Origin of the sequence: Pseudomonas sp. RC10-4-2 (genome assembly GCF_050433085.1) — a bacterium.
GTDB lineage: Bacteria > Pseudomonadota > Gammaproteobacteria > Pseudomonadales > Pseudomonadaceae > Pseudomonas > Pseudomonas aeruginosa.
This window is the reverse complement of the sequence record NZ_JBNPXX010000002.1, coordinates 844,133-858,161: the sequence shown is the minus strand read 5'-3', so window position 1 is coordinate 858,161 and position 14,029 is coordinate 844,133. Positions and strand designations below refer to the sequence as shown.

Below are 14,029 nucleotides of genomic sequence, written 5' to 3'. Positions count from 1 at the left end.
CGGGGAGCCCCGCTCCCCTGGCGGAAAAACCCAGCGAAATCAACAAAAACCCCGCCCCGGGCTTCACCTGCCGCCGCGCATCTGGTAAAAAGGCGCCCTGGCCGCAAAAGCCATCCGAGCGGGCGTCGTATAATGGCATTACCTGAGCTTCCCAAGCTCATGACGAGGGTTCGATTCCCTTCGCCCGCTCCAGATTCCATAGCTAAACCCCTGAAAACATTGCGTTTTCGGGGGTTTTGCCTTTTAGGGGTCGGAAACGTGTCGAAAAACTGTCGATAATGCATCCGTAGCCATCGCGGAAAGGAATCCCCACATGCATTATCTTTGCGGCAAACAGATAAAGATCGGCGATGCAGTCTTAATTGAATCCGGCCAAACAACTGGAACCGTTGAGGCAATAATCGTCACAGCCGAAGACATGAACCAATGGCAAGTCAACGAGCCAGGAATTCTCGTTAAAACAGACCCGTTTGGCCTTGTATTCTGGCCGCAGAGCGATCCCGATCCTGTCCTATTGCAACCTACCCAGCACGGATAACGTTAAGCGGATTCAATTTCACAGCTTCGGATAGATGCTCTTCCGATAGATGCGCATAGCGCATCGTCATCGATAACGAGGCGTGCCCCAGGATGTGCTGTAGGGTCACGATGTGCCCACCGTTCATGATGAAGTGACTGGCGAACGTATGGCGCAGTACGTGGCTGGCCTGCCCCTTCGGCAGCTTGATCGAGGTCGACAGCAGCACTAGGCGGAACACGCCAAGGCAGTTCGTGAAGGGCCCGTGGGTCTGCCAATGCCGGCGAATGTCGGCGGCCAATTGTTCCGAGATCGGCACCGAGCGCACACGCTTGGACTTGGTGTTGGCGAAGATCACCGTATTACCTTTCAGACGTTCCGGCGTCAGCGCCTGAGCCTCACCCCATCGTGCCCCTGTCGCGAGGCAGATACGAGCGACCATCTTCGGATGTGGCGACGTGGTGCGCGCATCCAGGGCCGTAAGCAGTTCGGACACCTGTTGCTTGGTCAGGTACGACAGCGGTCTTTCCTGAAGCTTGAGCGGCCGCATGCGCCCCACAGGATTCTCATAGTCAATGACGCCGAGTTGGCGCAATTCGTTGTACATGGACTTGAGGTAGCCAAGACGGTTATTCGCGGTCTTGCCCGACATGCCATTGGCTATCTGTCGGCTACGCAACCGAGCCACTTTCGCAGGCTCCAGGGAGACAGCGACCGGGTCGCCCAGGTCCTTTGCCACCAACCTCAGAATCGCCACGCAACGATGCCCGTTGCTCAGGGTCTGGCCGTGCAGTTCATACCAGAGTTCGACCAACTCGGAGAGACGCCGACGGTCCTTCGGCTTGAGCGTCCAGCTGGGGTTCTCCGCACACTTCTGACGCGCAGTGGCCTCGAATTGCTGCGCCTCCATCTTGGTCTTGAACCGCTTGCGAAAGCGCTTGCCCTTGATCGGTTCTACATCGACGAACCAACGGCCATCGGGGAGCTTGGTGATCGACATTAGACGGCATACCCCCGCCGCAGATACCGATCACACATCAGCTTGTGTATATGCCTTTCCAGATCGCGACGAGTCCAACCCTTGGCGAGATAGTGGTCTTCGATAACGTGCCAGAACTCCAATTTGCGGGCGGACTCAATAGCCTTTTTTGCCGGGACACGCTCCCGCGCGATCAGGCTCACGAACTGGCCAAGGAACATCTCGCAGTTACGCCCGCTGAAGCCCTTGGCGGTCTTGTGGTAGCGCCGATACTCGGTGCGCTCGATCAGCGGATCGCACTCGACCTGGACGCGGGCGTCCTGGCTGATCAGGCTCCAGAAAGGATCGTAGACCGCCGTCCGGCTCAGCAGCTTGAAGCTTTCGCAGGCATAGTTCCACAGCCCTTGCAGGTGCGGGCAGAGGCCCTCATAGGTGCGGCAGCCGATGACCTCCCCCGAAGCCATGCGCGAGCCTTCGGAGAACTGCTGGACGATGGAGTGATGGAAGCGGAATTCGAGCCGCCAGACCGTTTCCAGGGGGTTATAGGCCGGGTCGCCATCGCCGAACGGATCCCCGTTCAGGGTCGCCCACACGCTTTCCCAATAGTCGAGCTTATCGGTGGCCCGAGCCTGGAGGGTCTTGTTATAGATCGACAGTTGCAGGCCGTTGGCCGAGCCGAACATGTACGTCTCGCCACGCCCGTAGACCGAGGCGTTACCGTCAAACTCGATCCGCTCGATCCCGCTGATCTGGCGTACCCGACGCGAGCGGCAATGCATGCGATCCACCAGATCGCGAGGCGGTTTCCAGCCCTGTACGTCCAGGGCGATATGCACAGCGGCTTGGTTGGTTTCGCAGTGACTCAGCACGGCAGCGGCCAAATCATCCAGCACGCCCTGGAGGATGCGCGGATCGGCGCCATCGAGGGCGTGAGGCGATACCTCGATCTTGAGGTGCGAGCCGAGGGTATCGACCTTGATGTTGTGGTTCTTGATCAGCAGGATCAGGCCCATTTCAGCGTTCTGCAGGCGGTACTGATAGCCGGAGTCGCGACCGATGCGGCCCTTGGACCATTCGTAGCCGGCGAACTCGACCACATCCACCGAGAGGTCAAACAGCGCCATCACTTCCGGGCGCAACTTGCCGTTGTACAACTGCCGCACCGTATCCACGCCGCACCGCAGAATGCGCACGCCTGACAGGTCGGTGAATTGAGCCGTGGTGTCGTCGAAGAACAACCGCCCTTTCGGGCTTTCCAAGACCTGACCGTCCGACTCGATACTGACGCGAATTTGATGGCTGATTTTCTTCATCTTTAACGATCCAAATTGGTACGAATTGAAACCGCAATAGGTGGCTTATCTGACGTGTTACAGGGGCGTCGGCCGCGCCTTCGGCCTATCGCTCATGCCTTGCGCTCCCGGCCGGCGGCGCGGCCCGCCCCTCATGGCGGCACCCCTACCGCCGCTAGCGCCGTCATCACCGTCCACCAGTGATGCAGCGCCCAGCCCATCGCCACCGGGACGAGGAATTCCCAATCGATCATTTGTGCCTCCAGGGCCGCGAGGCATATTCGGAATCGGGGACGATGGTCAGCGGCGACTGGCCCCTGGCCGGTGCGTCTGCGGAGGCGGCAACAGGCGCTGCCGGAGCGATGCTGGCCACCGCGCCGGCCTGCCTCCCGGCACAGGTGACGGTCTGTTTCCAGTCCTCATAGCGAAGCTCTACGACGCACTCGCCCTTGGGCGTCACCCGGTAGCCGGAGCCGATCAGTTGCCAGCTGGTGAGTTCCAGGTGCCGGCCCGTGGGATCCTCCAGGGCGAACAGGTAGATATCGCCCCGCGACTTGCGGTAGGCGTGGGCAAGGATGGAGATCCGCCGATCGGCGAAGGGATGGGCGTTCAGATCAACAGGCGCAGCAGCAGGCCCATCAGGTACAAGCCCAGGAGGAAGAAAGCTATTCGCAGCAGGACGCGCTGGAGCAGCCACAGCAGCGGGCGCAGCAGGGGCTTGAGCAGGGTCGCCAGGAGCGTCGGCAGGTGTCGCAGCAGCCGGACCGCCAATCGTGCGCAGAGGCCCCATATACCAGACAAAGCCAATAGTGCCGGCCAGCAATGCCAGTAGAAGAACCAGCTTAGGCGACCGGAAGAGGCTCTTGCCCGCCTTGGTGTCCTGGGTCTTGCCGGTGGCCGTGGACTGGTAGAGGGCGAAGGTCTGCTTTCGGATCCGCTTGTACTCGATGATGGTGCCATCGGCGGGCGGACGGTTGAGTTGGGCGTCATGCTGGGCCTCCTTGTAGCGGCCAGGGATGCCGATCACCGCGAGGTTGGAATGCTTGTAGGCCATCTCGCAGGTCATGCGGATGTCGTCGCGGATGTAGGAGATGTTCGGCGTGGTGAGGACAATGTCCCAGTTGAAATGCCGATGCCGGGTCCAGGCGTCGAGCCAGCCCATGGGGCGGTCGGCCGCGTGGGCCGCTTCCGGTCCACCGGGATAGTCGAAGCGCTCGAGGTCTTTTTCCCGCCAGGACTTGGGAAACAGCAGTTGGGTTTCGTCGAAGATCAGGAAGGCCCCGCGGGGCGCCCACTGAAACCACGTGCGCATCTTTTCGAGGTCTTCCAGCGACTCCAGATCGAGGTTGATGATTTCCGCCGTGTTGGGCAGGTCCGGGAAGACCTGATAGGCCCGCTCCAGGGTGAAGCCGCGCACGTTGGTGATGATCACCCGCCCGTCTTTCAGCGCGGGCACGGCGTCATCCTGGATCGCGCCGGAGGTCTTGTAGGAGCCATTGGGGCCGTGATGGATCTTGATCGACACGGATCACCTCCCAATGAACGGCACGAAGCGCATGCAGAAGCGCGTCGCCGCCGCGACCATGATGATGTTCAGCGCCTGCGGCACGCCGAAGAAGGCCAGACCCGCCGCAATCGGCCCCGGTAGCGCGGCGTACATGCTGCGGATCATCTGCGGCACGCCGAGGCTGTCGATCAGTTCGCGGGCGGCGGTGTAGCTGACATCGATCAGCAGGATCAGGGTCTGGAGCGCGGCGTACATCGACGCCTTGGTGGCGACCACCAGGCCGTCGCGCACGAAGTCATAGATGCCTTGGGCGAAGAAATCCCAGATCCACTGGAAGAAGGCGATGATCTGATCGAGAAAACCGGAGAGCCATTCCATAGGGTCAGTCCTTCAGCAGAATGAGGGCGGCGATCAGCGCGGCCATCAGCAGCAGCGCCACGCGCAGGCTGGAGAGTTGGCCGGCGTAGTCGGAGATACAGAGGGAGTAGGACTTGCCCCAAATGGTCATGGACTCGCAGGGCAGTTGCCCGCCGCCTTCCGCCAGGTTGAGGTCGAAGGCGCCCTTCATCTGGTCGACGTTGGCCTTCACCTTGGTCTTGAGTTCTTTCTTGGCTTCCTCAACCTTCTTTTCCCAGGTGGCGATGGCGTCATCCCAGGTGCCGGGCGTGGGCTCCTTGAGTTCGCCGCCGGGGCCTTCGGGGCCGGTGGAGCAGTTCTCTTTCGCCGGGTCGCAGGTGCCGTTGCCATCGCCGCCCGTGCCGCTGCCGTCACCGTCGCCGCTACCATCGCCCCCGCCGTTGCCGTCCCCTCCCCCGCTGCCGTCGCCGCCATTGCCAGTGCCGCCGTCGTTGCCGCCGCCGTTGTTGTCTCCACCGCCATTGCCATCGCCGCCGCCGTCGCCATCACCGCCCGGCGTGGTCGGGTCGGTTGGATCCGTGGGATCGGTCGGGGTCTTGACGCAGGTAGTCCCCGACCACGACCAGCCGGGCGGACAGCCGGGGTCGTTCGGGTCGGAAGGATCGGTGTTCGGGGTGTCGGGTGGGTTCAGCGAATCGCCGGTCTGGGCAAAGGTGTAGGAATCGGCACCGCAATTCTGTCCGGTGCCCTTGAGGATGTAATTGCAGAAGCCGGTCGTGGTGGAGCCTTTGACCAGATAGCAACTGGCCGGGCTGGGGTTGCCGCCGTACTCGCAGCTCTGATAACAGGCGCTCGGTGCGCCGCCGTCGCCCACATAGTTCCGCCCGCCCGAGGTGACAACAGGCGAGTCCGGGCCCTTGGCCGGAAACAGTTCGCCTTCCTTGCACTCTTCGGGCGGCGGCTTGCAGGCACCGTCGGCCGGATCGAGTTCTTGTTCCGGAGGGCAGCTATCGCCAGTCAAGATGGCAGTCTTCGTCTGCCAGGTGATTCCTCCAGTACCCGAAACATTGCACTGAACTTCCTTGTAGCTCAGTTTGTTGATTTCCTTTAGCCAGTTGGCCGACGTGTTATCGAAGTAGTACTGGCACGCCGCCGTATAGGATGGAAAGAAGGCCGTGGGCTCTCCGGGGATGGAAATCTGCCATTGGTAGAAGTCCGCGCTCGCCAAGGAATGCCACAGCAACGAGACCAGCAGGCCCAGTAGCGGAAGAAGTCGGCCAAAGCCGGAACGTGCGTTGTTACTCATCCAGTCACCCATGAAAAAGCCCCCTGCCGGAAACTCCGGAGGGGGCTTCCGCCTCGGTCTGTTCGGTTAGAAGAATTCGCCGGTCCGGTACCCGGTGATGAAGGCGCCGGCGAAGAACGCCCCCAACCACACCGACCAGAGCACCCGTTACGCCTTGCGCAACATGCTGTAGATCAGGCCGGCGACGGCCAGGATCACCAGGGCGCCGACGATGTAGCCGCCAATGGCCTTCATATCGCCCTGGCCATCGGTGATCGCCGATTCCACCGCGCTGGTGTCGATCACCCCGGCGAAGGCCGGCAGCGAGGTCGCGGCAGTGACGGAACCGGCAATGCACAGGTTGCGGAACGAGGCGACCGGGCTGAACTTGGCGATGCGTTGCTTCATTGCTTTCATGGTGTTTCCTCTCTACTTGGCTTTACGAAGAAGTGACGCGACCCAGCCAATCAAAAGCCCCGTCACGAACGATCCCAGGACGCCAGCGGCACCGATGCCGAAGGCTTCCGGGGAGAAACCACCGTTGACCAGGATGTCCACGTATCCAGCGGCCTCGGGCGGAATCAGGTAGGCCTGTTGCCATGCGAGTTCGCGACACGCCATGAAGCCCTCGGGGGTCGAGGTCCACGCGGTACACACCTGCACAGCGACAACGCCTGACATAGCGATCAGTCCTCAAACAGCCAGGGAGGCCGCTAGGCCGTCGATCCAGCCCCAGGCGTAGCCGGTGGCCAGACCTACCGCGAACAGCGAGAGATAGCGGAGCATCGCGGCCTCCTACGGCTTACGCCTTGGCGTCCGGGGACTTGTCTTGTTTGTCCTGGCCCTGCGGCTGCTGGGTCGGGCGCGGGGCTTGGGCCTGCGCTTGCGGGCGGGCCGGGGCTTGGGCGGTCGGCGTCATCGGCTTGCCGCCCACAGCCAGCAGATCCACGAGGACCTGGGTATTGGTGATCCGACCGAAACGGTCTTGGGTCGGGCGGACCACGCTGGCGAACTTGCAGAGCACCGGCTGGCCTTCGAAGACGATGGCGTCCAGCAGGGTCGGCTCGATGTTGTATTCGCTGATCTCGAAGCCCTTGGCGTTGCCACGGGCACCTTCCGGGATCGGGGCGATGGATTGGACCGAGGCGTAGATTTCCCCGGTCTTGGTCGAGGTATAGGTGTCGGTCTTGGTGACCCACAGTTCGACGACGCCGCCTTGGGTTGCAAACATGTTCATCGGTGTTTCTCCTTCAATTCGCCTTTTTCGGCGTGAGTTGTCCCGCTGCTGCAAATTCGGCTGTTTCGCCTTCATTCAGCGGTGTTGGGTGAAAGTGATGTGTTGGGCGATCCCTTCGGGCCGGGCTCTATTCGCTAGCGAACCAAGCCAACCACGGGTGTTCGTCTCGGCCCATTCGGGTAACGATCCCTATCGCAACGTCGTCTCCGACGGCCAAGGGGAACCCTTCCCCTTAGAACCCGCAGAGCAACACCAAGGGCTCTGCCCTTGTCATCCCGCTCTTGCCGCCGAGGGCTCGGGAGCGCGGGGCGGAGAAACTGCCCCACACTCCCCAGCGGAGGCTGTTTCAGGGGGGAGGCGTTCAAGGGTGCGCTGCGCCCGTGCTTCCGTTCGCCGGAACGGTGAAGCTGTTCCGACGAGCCGGGAGCGCGGCCCTTGACCGGATCGGCCACGGTGCGGGCGGCTTGGATCAGGCAGAGCAGGAGGAGCGCTTTCAGGATGTCAGCGAGCATGGGTCAGCCCTCCAGTTGGAATGCTTCGCGCACGGGCACGAAGGGCGTGGGTTTCCCGCTGTCGTACACAACGTGCCAGTACTTCGGCGGACGCCGGGACGGGTCGTGTTTCGCGCAGAAGGAACGGGGACGGCAGAGCCAGCGGCCATCTTCCAGATAGGGCAGCCCAGGGGGCCGGCAGTCCGGACACGGCGACGGGCTGTGCAATGGGATGGCCTGCCTTGCGGACCAGCACACAGAGCAGGCGCAGTCCGGGGCGTGAGTTTGGCGTAGGTAGTTGCACTGATGCATCAGTAGCTCCCTCCCCTTCGAAGCTCTGCTGAATACGGAGAACCAGTTCAGCGTTCAGGGAGCGCAACGAGGCTTTCGCAGCCTGTTCAACCCGAGCGCGAAGGGCTAGAGGCATACGGAGCTTGAATTGCGGATCGGTGCGGCTCATGCCGTCCACTCCTGTTCCAACAGCCAGTTGCGAAGCAGCGCGCTATTCACCATGCGCAGCTTTCCAAGCTTCACGGACGGCAGCACACCCCGGTAAACCCAGGCGCGGGCAGTGCCGTAGCTAATGCCGTTACGCTCCGCCCACCGCTCGATGGACTCCACATCCTGTTGCGGCCCTATCAGGGCGCTGGGGTTAAGCTCTTCCAGTTCCATGCTCATTCCGTCACTATTCGTCGCTATGCGTGCCAGTATGCATTTATGCATCCGCACTGACGAAATATTCGTCATCAACAGCAATATTAATGACGAATATTTCGTCTGACAAATATTTCGTCAGATATTTATAGAGCTTTTTGGAATGATCGAAGAGCGACTTAGAACTCTTGTGCGCTATCTTGGCGCCGCAAGGCTTGCAGAAGCGTCCGCGATAAAGAATCGCCGCCGCTGGCAAACAGTTGCGACCGATCTAAAGGTGAAGACCAGAATTGAGGACTTGGAGGAGTTGCTAAAAGCGTTCCCTCAATACGAACTCTGGTTGTGGAAGGGCGAGGTGGACCCTGCACGTGGACAGGTAGCACCAGGCTATGAGGAGGCAGATGCCAAATTAGGCAAACCCAGCGCGGGATAGAGCTAACCAGGAAGGTAGCACTGCGCTGGTTCAGCAAAGGACGTGGCTAGTATGGCAATCCGACCAATGACGATTGCCACCGCGCCAAGCGACAGCAAAAACACTGTTTATTTAAACAGTTCTACGCCATGCATTTTGATATTCGCCGTATGCGCCGCTATGGCAAATCCCCTTGGACGTGCGAGCTTCGACAAAGCTTCTGCACTCCGAGGAGACGTGTGGGTCAGGATGGCCTCACTTCACCACTCAACCGCCCTACCCGCATCGCCGAAATCCTCAAAACCAGCCCCGGCGAATCGATACTGCCAACGCTCCACGACGTGCAGATTCACGGCATGGCAACCAATGCACTGGTGATCACCGGTATCGAGTTCATCGACGGCGTGGCCTCCTCACAACCCTGGCATTGCCGGGTGACGTAAACCCCTTCCCTGCCCCTTCAGAAAGTAGGACTATCTACTAGCACAATGACATAACAGTACTACTCAAAGGACTGAGTGCAGATGAAAGCAGACTGGGACGACGCACCGCAGCACCTCAAGCGCAAACGCCAAAGCGCTGGAAAGTGGGTGGCTGCCGTTACCGCCGGAGTCGCCTTCACCGCCCTGGCCGTCTACGTGACAGATCAAAAGCTCACGTTTCCTCCTGAGCCGCCAATTGCTCAAGCGCCCCCGGCAGAAAGCTACACGCCGAAATACGCATTCAACGAGCCCGCCGGCCAGCCCGCCACGTCAACAGAGCAACTGTTCTGGGACGATGTGAACGAGCGCAACCGCCAACAGGCCCAACCAAAGCAAACTGTTTATAACGACACCAACTACGTCCCCAAGGGCGCCACAAACATCGTAGACATGGAGGCCGTACGCCAATCAGAGGCGTACCGGAATTCCACTGCGGCTTCGGGCATATCTTCCCGCAATAGCATCGAGCAATCCGGCGCATGGGTAGATAAATGGAGCGGCGGCGCTCGTTACTACGCAGAGTGGACGGTGTTCAACAATTACATCGACGATACTTCGGTATGTGCTAATCACAATCGTGGATCAATAAGCTATCGTGAATGTAGAAAAGGAGCGAAGCAGTTCTTCAAAGAGGAATGCCGTTCTTGGAAAGAAAAATTACAAGATGACCGGAAATCCTTCAGTTATTTAATTAGACAGCGATACTGTTCGGCCGCTAGTAGTTTCAACCCAATGGGATAGTTGTATCAGAGACCAGAAAGGATAAAGATGAAAATCCAGCGAATCACAGCTCAAAACTTTCGAATGCTGAAGAACTCAAAATTGGACCTTCAGTCAAGCCTGTCACTGCTCATAGGAAGGAACAATAGCGGCAAAACTTCACTTCTTATCCTCTTTGAAAAATTCTACAGCAACAATTGCAACTTTACATTTGACGATTTCCCCCTCGATCACCGCAACGAACTACTAAATATAACGGAGAGTACGGATGAAAATAGCCTAGCCATACGAATGCTTTTGGAAATCGAATACTCTGAGACCGACGACTTAAACCACCTATCGCACTTTATACTTGACCTGGACGACACTTCAAACTCTATAAAGATATTGTTTGAGTGCACAATTGACAAAAAAACGCTTCTCAAAGACTTAGAGGAATCAAGCGCTGAAAAAAGCCGATACATTAGAAAATACATCGGAGATTACCTTCGAACCCATATCTATGCTTTAGATAACGAAGAGAGCATATTTGACTCAAGAGAGAAATTAGTCCCCAGAGAATTAAAAAAGGTAAAGGAACTTATAAATTTCGAAATAATCCATGCGAAACGGGATGTTGCAAGTTCAGAGGGCGGCAAGAAAATACTTTCCAAACTGACCACTCAATACTTCAACAAGAAGAATAGCGAACCTTCTTTATTCGACCCAATAAATGACCTAATCATTGACATGGATGAAAGCCTAGAACAGGCTTACATGACATTTTTTGAAAAATTCCTAGAAAGCTCAAAAAACTTCCTAACAATAGACAATATAAAAGTAATATCCAACCTTGAAAGCAATGAGATATTAGAAAACAGCTCTCAAGTTGTTTACGGAGCAAATCAAAGCTTTTTACCTGAAACGTTTAACGGCTTAGGCCACATGAATATCCTCTATTTACTTTTAACAATAGAGATAAAAAAAGAATCATTCATAAAAAATCACAGGCAGATAAACCTGTTATTCATAGAAGAACCCGAGGCCCACACGCATCCTCAGATGCAGTATATTTTCTCCAACAAGATCAAGTCATTGCTTGCCGAAATAGAAAACCTTCAAACAGTCATCACTACCCACTCCTCACACATAGTATCGCAGTGCGACTTCAAAGATATACGATATTTCAAATGTGCAAATTCACAAGTGGAAATAATAAACTTCCACTCAGAGTTAAAACTTAAGCACTCAAACGACCTCGACTCCTTTAATTTCATCGAGCAATACCTAACACTGGGATCATGTGAGCTTTTCTTCGCCAGCAAAGTTATATTTATCGAAGGGATTTCAGAAAGAATATTATGGCCATATTTCGTGGATGCCTTTGACGCTAAAAACAAAGGAACAGCAAATTACACGCCTATTTCATCACAAAATATAACAATACTTGAGGCAGGAGCTAACGCAAAAGCATTCCAGCCTTTCCTAGAATTACTTGAAATAAAAACCCTTATAATAACCGACATCGACACAACAAGATACGAGAAAACCAACGACGAAAAAAAAGGAGTCTACGTGGCATGCCCAGTTTTACACGGAACCCACACCAGCAACGCAACTATAAAATATTACCTGTCTGCGCCGGAGCATAAAGAAGAAGACAAATTCAAAGAATGGTTTGAAAAATTCATCAATAACGAAATTAAAGAAAAAAACAGCTTCATTAAAGTCTGCTATCAAAAATCAGAAGAAGGCTACCACGGTCGAAGCTTCGAAGACGCTTTTTATAATCTAAACAAAGAAACCATAAAAAAATATATTGAAAATCTATCTGGAACACAAAATATAGACAAGATAGAAACTTATTCAGACCCTTATGAGACCATAGAAAAAATAGTTTCAAAGAAATCCACCTTTGCCTCTTCGCTACTATACCTTGCATTAACAAATCACGAAATCAATTGGAAAACCCCTCAATACATCAAGGATGGCCTAGAGTGGATATCACAATGACTCCGTACGACGAAATTCAAGTTGCAATTGAGAGTAAAACAAACTTCGTCTTACAGGGCGGTGCAGGCAGTGGAAAAACTGAAACATTAAAAGTCACGCTAGAATACATATCAACACACGCCCCAACAAAAAGAGTAGCATGTATAACTCACACCAACTTGGCAGCAGAAGAAATAGCCAGCCGAGTTACAGGGGAGCATTACATAGGAACAATTCACTCCTTCCTTGCCAGCCTAATAAAAGACTACAAAAAAAACATAAAGGAAATTATAGACATTCTATTCATACTAAAAAAAACATATGAATATAAAAAAACCGAGGGAGAAGCGGCGCATAAAAGCTATAAAAAGGCGTATGAAAAATATCAAACAAGGCTATATAGCCTAAAAAAAGAAAAAATAGATAAGTGCATAGACAAAAGGCAATTCGACAAAGATCCTGATAATTACACACATGAACTGAATGCAAAAATTGACGACCTAAACCTATATATAAGAAAAAGAATCGAATCCACTCCGACACAGGCAATAAATTACAACGAATCACCGTTCGATAGTCTTGATGACTTAAGTTACGGACATGATGGACTGATTCAGCTATCTGCAGAATTAATAAAACGACATAGAAAGCTACGACGAATCCTATCCGATAGATATGACTATATATTCATCGACGAATACCAAGACACATCACCCATTATTATTGATTCACTACTGACAAAATTCGGTGAAAGATCACCAGTATTCGGTCTCTTTGGTGACTCAATGCAAGGAATCTATGAGGATGGTATAGGTGACGTAAACGAGTATATAAAAAAAGCGATTCTAAGAAAAATCAAGAAACCCGACAACTATCGATGCTCAGAACAAGTTATTCGCTTCATCAATCGATTCCGAACTGATGACCTACAACAAGAACTAGCATTAAAAAAAGTAGAGGGAAATTTAGAGTCAGTAGAAAATCGACAAGGATTAACCAAACTTTTCTACATAGTCATCGATAACAAACCGCACTCTCGCAGCTCGGCAGAAGAGAAGTCTAGCTATATCAACACAATCCATAGCCTCATCGAAACTGCAAAAGGAGAAATGGTTGGCCCCTTCAGAATTCTCATGTTAACTAACAAGGCAATTGCCGAAAAGGCAGGGTTCGGAAAGTTATATGAAATTTTCTCTAACCGCTTTGGCCGCAACCTAAAGGATCAACTTGAAAAAACTCTTAACACACTTCAATTCAATGAAATATTTAACCTTATAAAGAACAAGGAAGACAATAAAACCTGGGCAACAATAGAGAACATCAAAAAGTCCGGCTATCGGCTCGATAGCGCAGCGTCGAAAAAAACCTTATCCGCATCAATAAAAAAACTTACCGACCCCATGCTTTCAGCAAATGAAGCGATTTCTAATTTACTTTCATTAAGAATTCTTTCCGAAGCGCCGTCCCGAGCAAGATTCATAACAAACAGCAACATTTTCCTTGAAAGCTTAAATAAAAACTCCAAATACCAGGATTTCAAACTCCTATATACTAAAGGACATAACACTTTCGCAAAAATACAAAAAGAGAACTTCGACATTGACGAGTACGAATTCAATGAACTTGAGAAGGACCTGACCAAAGAAATTTTTATACAATCATTGCTTGCAGACAGTTTAAAGCTATCTGAAATAGTCAACTATTTTCGATATCTAAATGAAGAATCTGAATACATCACGATACACAAAACAAAAGGAACCGGAATTAAGAATACCATCGTAGTATTTGAAGAGTTTTTTTGGCAAGACTACAAGTTCAATGAAATTTTCACAGAAAAGCATTTTCCAGAAATATCTCCCACAAGTAAAAAAATTCTATATGTGGCTACCTCTCGAACCATTTCAAATCTTTATTGCATACGTGCAATATCATCTTCTGAAAAAGAAGATATTGGAAAGTTCTTTGATGTGTCGCAGGAGATAACAATTGACCAGATTTAACCCTTTGCAAGATGAGCAGTACAGGGGGTGAGGCAAAGCTCAAGGAAAAAACCTTTAATCTCTGTGAATATCATGGACAGCCCCATGACCACTGTCGAAAAAGTGTCGAATTCAACGAGGCACAT

The 14,029-nt window shown here is 53.6% G+C and carries 15 protein-coding genes, 1 tRNA gene and 1 pseudogene; 6 read left to right on the top strand and 11 right to left on the bottom strand.

Annotated features, from left to right (window positions below):
• Nucleotides 1-118: 118 nt before the first annotated feature.
• Nucleotides 119-192, top strand: a tRNA-Gly gene (locus FHW81_RS11860).
• A gap of 121 nt (nucleotides 193-313) precedes the next feature.
• A complete protein-coding gene (locus FHW81_RS11855) occupies nucleotides 314-538 on the top strand; it encodes a hypothetical protein (RefSeq protein WP_023107230.1) in 225 nt (74 codons plus the stop codon).
• Here FHW81_RS11855 and FHW81_RS11850 read toward each other — a convergent pair.
• From FHW81_RS11850 to FHW81_RS11800, 11 genes and pseudogenes are all read right to left on the bottom strand, one after another.
• Nucleotides 522-1,517, bottom strand: coding sequence for a phage integrase (locus FHW81_RS11850; protein ID WP_023122321.1), 996 nt, complete (start codon nucleotides 1,515-1,517; stop codon nucleotides 522-524). The two genes, FHW81_RS11855 and FHW81_RS11850, sit on opposite strands and share 17 nt — an antisense overlap.
• On the bottom strand, nucleotides 1,517-2,809 hold the full coding sequence (locus tag FHW81_RS11845) for a hypothetical protein (protein WP_106120561.1): 1,293 nt from the start codon (nucleotides 2,807-2,809) through the stop codon (nucleotides 1,517-1,519). The genes FHW81_RS11850 and FHW81_RS11845 overlap by 1 nt, the downstream gene beginning before the upstream one ends.
• A gap of 229 nt (nucleotides 2,810-3,038) precedes the next feature.
• Entirely contained in the window at nucleotides 3,039-4,313 is a 1,275-nt protein-coding gene (locus FHW81_RS11840) for a zonular occludens toxin domain-containing protein (RefSeq protein WP_106120560.1), read from the bottom strand.
• Nucleotides 4,314-4,316: 3 nt separating this feature from the next.
• The gene (locus tag FHW81_RS11835) at nucleotides 4,317-4,673 is read right to left on the bottom strand and encodes a DUF2523 family protein (RefSeq protein WP_003114150.1); all 357 of its coding nucleotides are present in this window, start codon (nucleotides 4,671-4,673) and stop codon (nucleotides 4,317-4,319) included.
• Nucleotides 4,674-4,677: 4 nt separating this feature from the next.
• Complete coding sequence (locus FHW81_RS11830; protein ID WP_023122323.1) at nucleotides 4,678-5,970, bottom strand: hypothetical protein; 1,293 nt, start codon at nucleotides 5,968-5,970, stop codon at nucleotides 4,678-4,680.
• A gap of 135 nt (nucleotides 5,971-6,105) precedes the next feature.
• Nucleotides 6,106-6,354, bottom strand: coding sequence for a major capsid protein (locus FHW81_RS11825; protein WP_003125072.1), 249 nt, complete (start codon nucleotides 6,352-6,354; stop codon nucleotides 6,106-6,108).
• A 12-nt stretch (nucleotides 6,355-6,366) separates the two neighbouring features.
• Nucleotides 6,367-6,618, bottom strand: a complete 252-nt coding sequence (locus FHW81_RS11820; RefSeq protein WP_003115979.1) for a hypothetical protein — start codon at nucleotides 6,616-6,618, stop codon at nucleotides 6,367-6,369.
• A gap of 121 nt (nucleotides 6,619-6,739) precedes the next feature.
• Complete coding sequence (locus FHW81_RS11815; protein ID WP_023122324.1) at nucleotides 6,740-7,174, bottom strand: hypothetical protein; 435 nt, start codon at nucleotides 7,172-7,174, stop codon at nucleotides 6,740-6,742.
• 515 nt (nucleotides 7,175-7,689) lie between these two features.
• Nucleotides 7,690-7,977, bottom strand: a complete 288-nt coding sequence (pflM, locus tag FHW81_RS11810; RefSeq protein ID WP_023122325.1) for a lysogeny maintenance protein PflM — start codon at nucleotides 7,975-7,977, stop codon at nucleotides 7,690-7,692.
• Nucleotides 7,978-7,993: 16 nt separating this feature from the next.
• Nucleotides 7,994-8,125 (bottom strand): annotated as a pseudogene (locus FHW81_RS11805) (Arc family DNA-binding protein); the annotation flags it as partial.
• Nucleotides 8,122-8,337, bottom strand: a complete 216-nt coding sequence (locus FHW81_RS11800; RefSeq protein WP_016852068.1) for a hypothetical protein — start codon at nucleotides 8,335-8,337, stop codon at nucleotides 8,122-8,124. The gene FHW81_RS11800 and the pseudogene FHW81_RS11805, both read right to left, overlap by 4 nt.
• 633 nt (nucleotides 8,338-8,970) lie before the next feature.
• Between FHW81_RS11800 and FHW81_RS11795 the strand changes: the two genes are divergently transcribed.
• The 4 genes from FHW81_RS11795 to FHW81_RS11780 all read left to right on the top strand — a co-directional run bounded on the left by FHW81_RS11795 (nucleotide 8,971) and on the right by FHW81_RS11780 (nucleotide 13,904).
• The gene (locus tag FHW81_RS11795) at nucleotides 8,971-9,174 is read left to right on the top strand and encodes a hypothetical protein (RefSeq protein ID WP_023122326.1); all 204 of its coding nucleotides are present in this window, start codon (nucleotides 8,971-8,973) and stop codon (nucleotides 9,172-9,174) included.
• An 81-nt stretch (nucleotides 9,175-9,255) separates the two neighbouring features.
• Complete coding sequence (locus tag FHW81_RS11790; RefSeq protein ID WP_023122327.1) at nucleotides 9,256-9,954, top strand: hypothetical protein; 699 nt, start codon at nucleotides 9,256-9,258, stop codon at nucleotides 9,952-9,954.
• 27 nt (nucleotides 9,955-9,981) lie between these two features.
• The gene (locus FHW81_RS11785; protein ID WP_023122328.1) at nucleotides 9,982-11,925 is read left to right on the top strand and encodes an AAA family ATPase; all 1,944 of its coding nucleotides are present in this window, start codon (nucleotides 9,982-9,984) and stop codon (nucleotides 11,923-11,925) included.
• A complete protein-coding gene (locus FHW81_RS11780; RefSeq protein ID WP_023122329.1) occupies nucleotides 11,922-13,904 on the top strand; it encodes a UvrD-helicase domain-containing protein in 1,983 nt (660 codons plus the stop codon). The genes FHW81_RS11785 and FHW81_RS11780 overlap by 4 nt, the downstream gene beginning before the upstream one ends.
• Nucleotides 13,905-14,029: the final 125 nt, after the last annotated feature.

Excerpts from the sequence above, each read along its gene's own strand:
- FHW81_RS11855 (WP_023107230.1), top strand. The coding sequence starts at position 314 with ATGCATTATCTTTGCGGCAAACAGATAAAGATCGGCGATGCAGTCTTA.
- FHW81_RS11850 (WP_023122321.1), bottom strand. The coding sequence starts at position 1,517 with ATGTCGATCACCAAGCTCCCCGATGGCCGTTGGTTCGTCGATGTAGAA.
- FHW81_RS11845 (WP_106120561.1), bottom strand. The coding sequence starts at position 2,809 with ATGAAGAAAATCAGCCATCAAATTCGCGTCAGTATCGAGTCGGACGGT.
- FHW81_RS11835 (WP_003114150.1), bottom strand. The coding sequence starts at position 4,673 with ATGGAATGGCTCTCCGGTTTTCTCGATCAGATCATCGCCTTCTTCCAG.
- FHW81_RS11830 (WP_023122323.1), bottom strand. The coding sequence starts at position 5,970 with ATGGGTGACTGGATGAGTAACAACGCACGTTCCGGCTTTGGCCGACTT.
- FHW81_RS11825 (WP_003125072.1), bottom strand. The coding sequence starts at position 6,354 with ATGAAAGCAATGAAGCAACGCATCGCCAAGTTCAGCCCGGTCGCCTCG.
- FHW81_RS11820 (WP_003115979.1), bottom strand. The coding sequence starts at position 6,618 with ATGTCAGGCGTTGTCGCTGTGCAGGTGTGTACCGCGTGGACCTCGACC.
- FHW81_RS11815 (WP_023122324.1), bottom strand. The coding sequence starts at position 7,174 with ATGAACATGTTTGCAACCCAAGGCGGCGTCGTCGAACTGTGGGTCACC.
- pflM (WP_023122325.1), bottom strand. The coding sequence starts at position 7,977 with ATGCATCAGTGCAACTACCTACGCCAAACTCACGCCCCGGACTGCGCC.
- FHW81_RS11800 (WP_016852068.1), bottom strand. The coding sequence starts at position 8,337 with ATGGAACTGGAAGAGCTTAACCCCAGCGCCCTGATAGGGCCGCAACAG.
- FHW81_RS11790 (WP_023122327.1), top strand. The coding sequence starts at position 9,256 with ATGAAAGCAGACTGGGACGACGCACCGCAGCACCTCAAGCGCAAACGC.
- FHW81_RS11785 (WP_023122328.1), top strand. The coding sequence starts at position 9,982 with ATGAAAATCCAGCGAATCACAGCTCAAAACTTTCGAATGCTGAAGAAC.
- FHW81_RS11780 (WP_023122329.1), top strand. The coding sequence starts at position 11,922 with ATGACTCCGTACGACGAAATTCAAGTTGCAATTGAGAGTAAAACAAAC.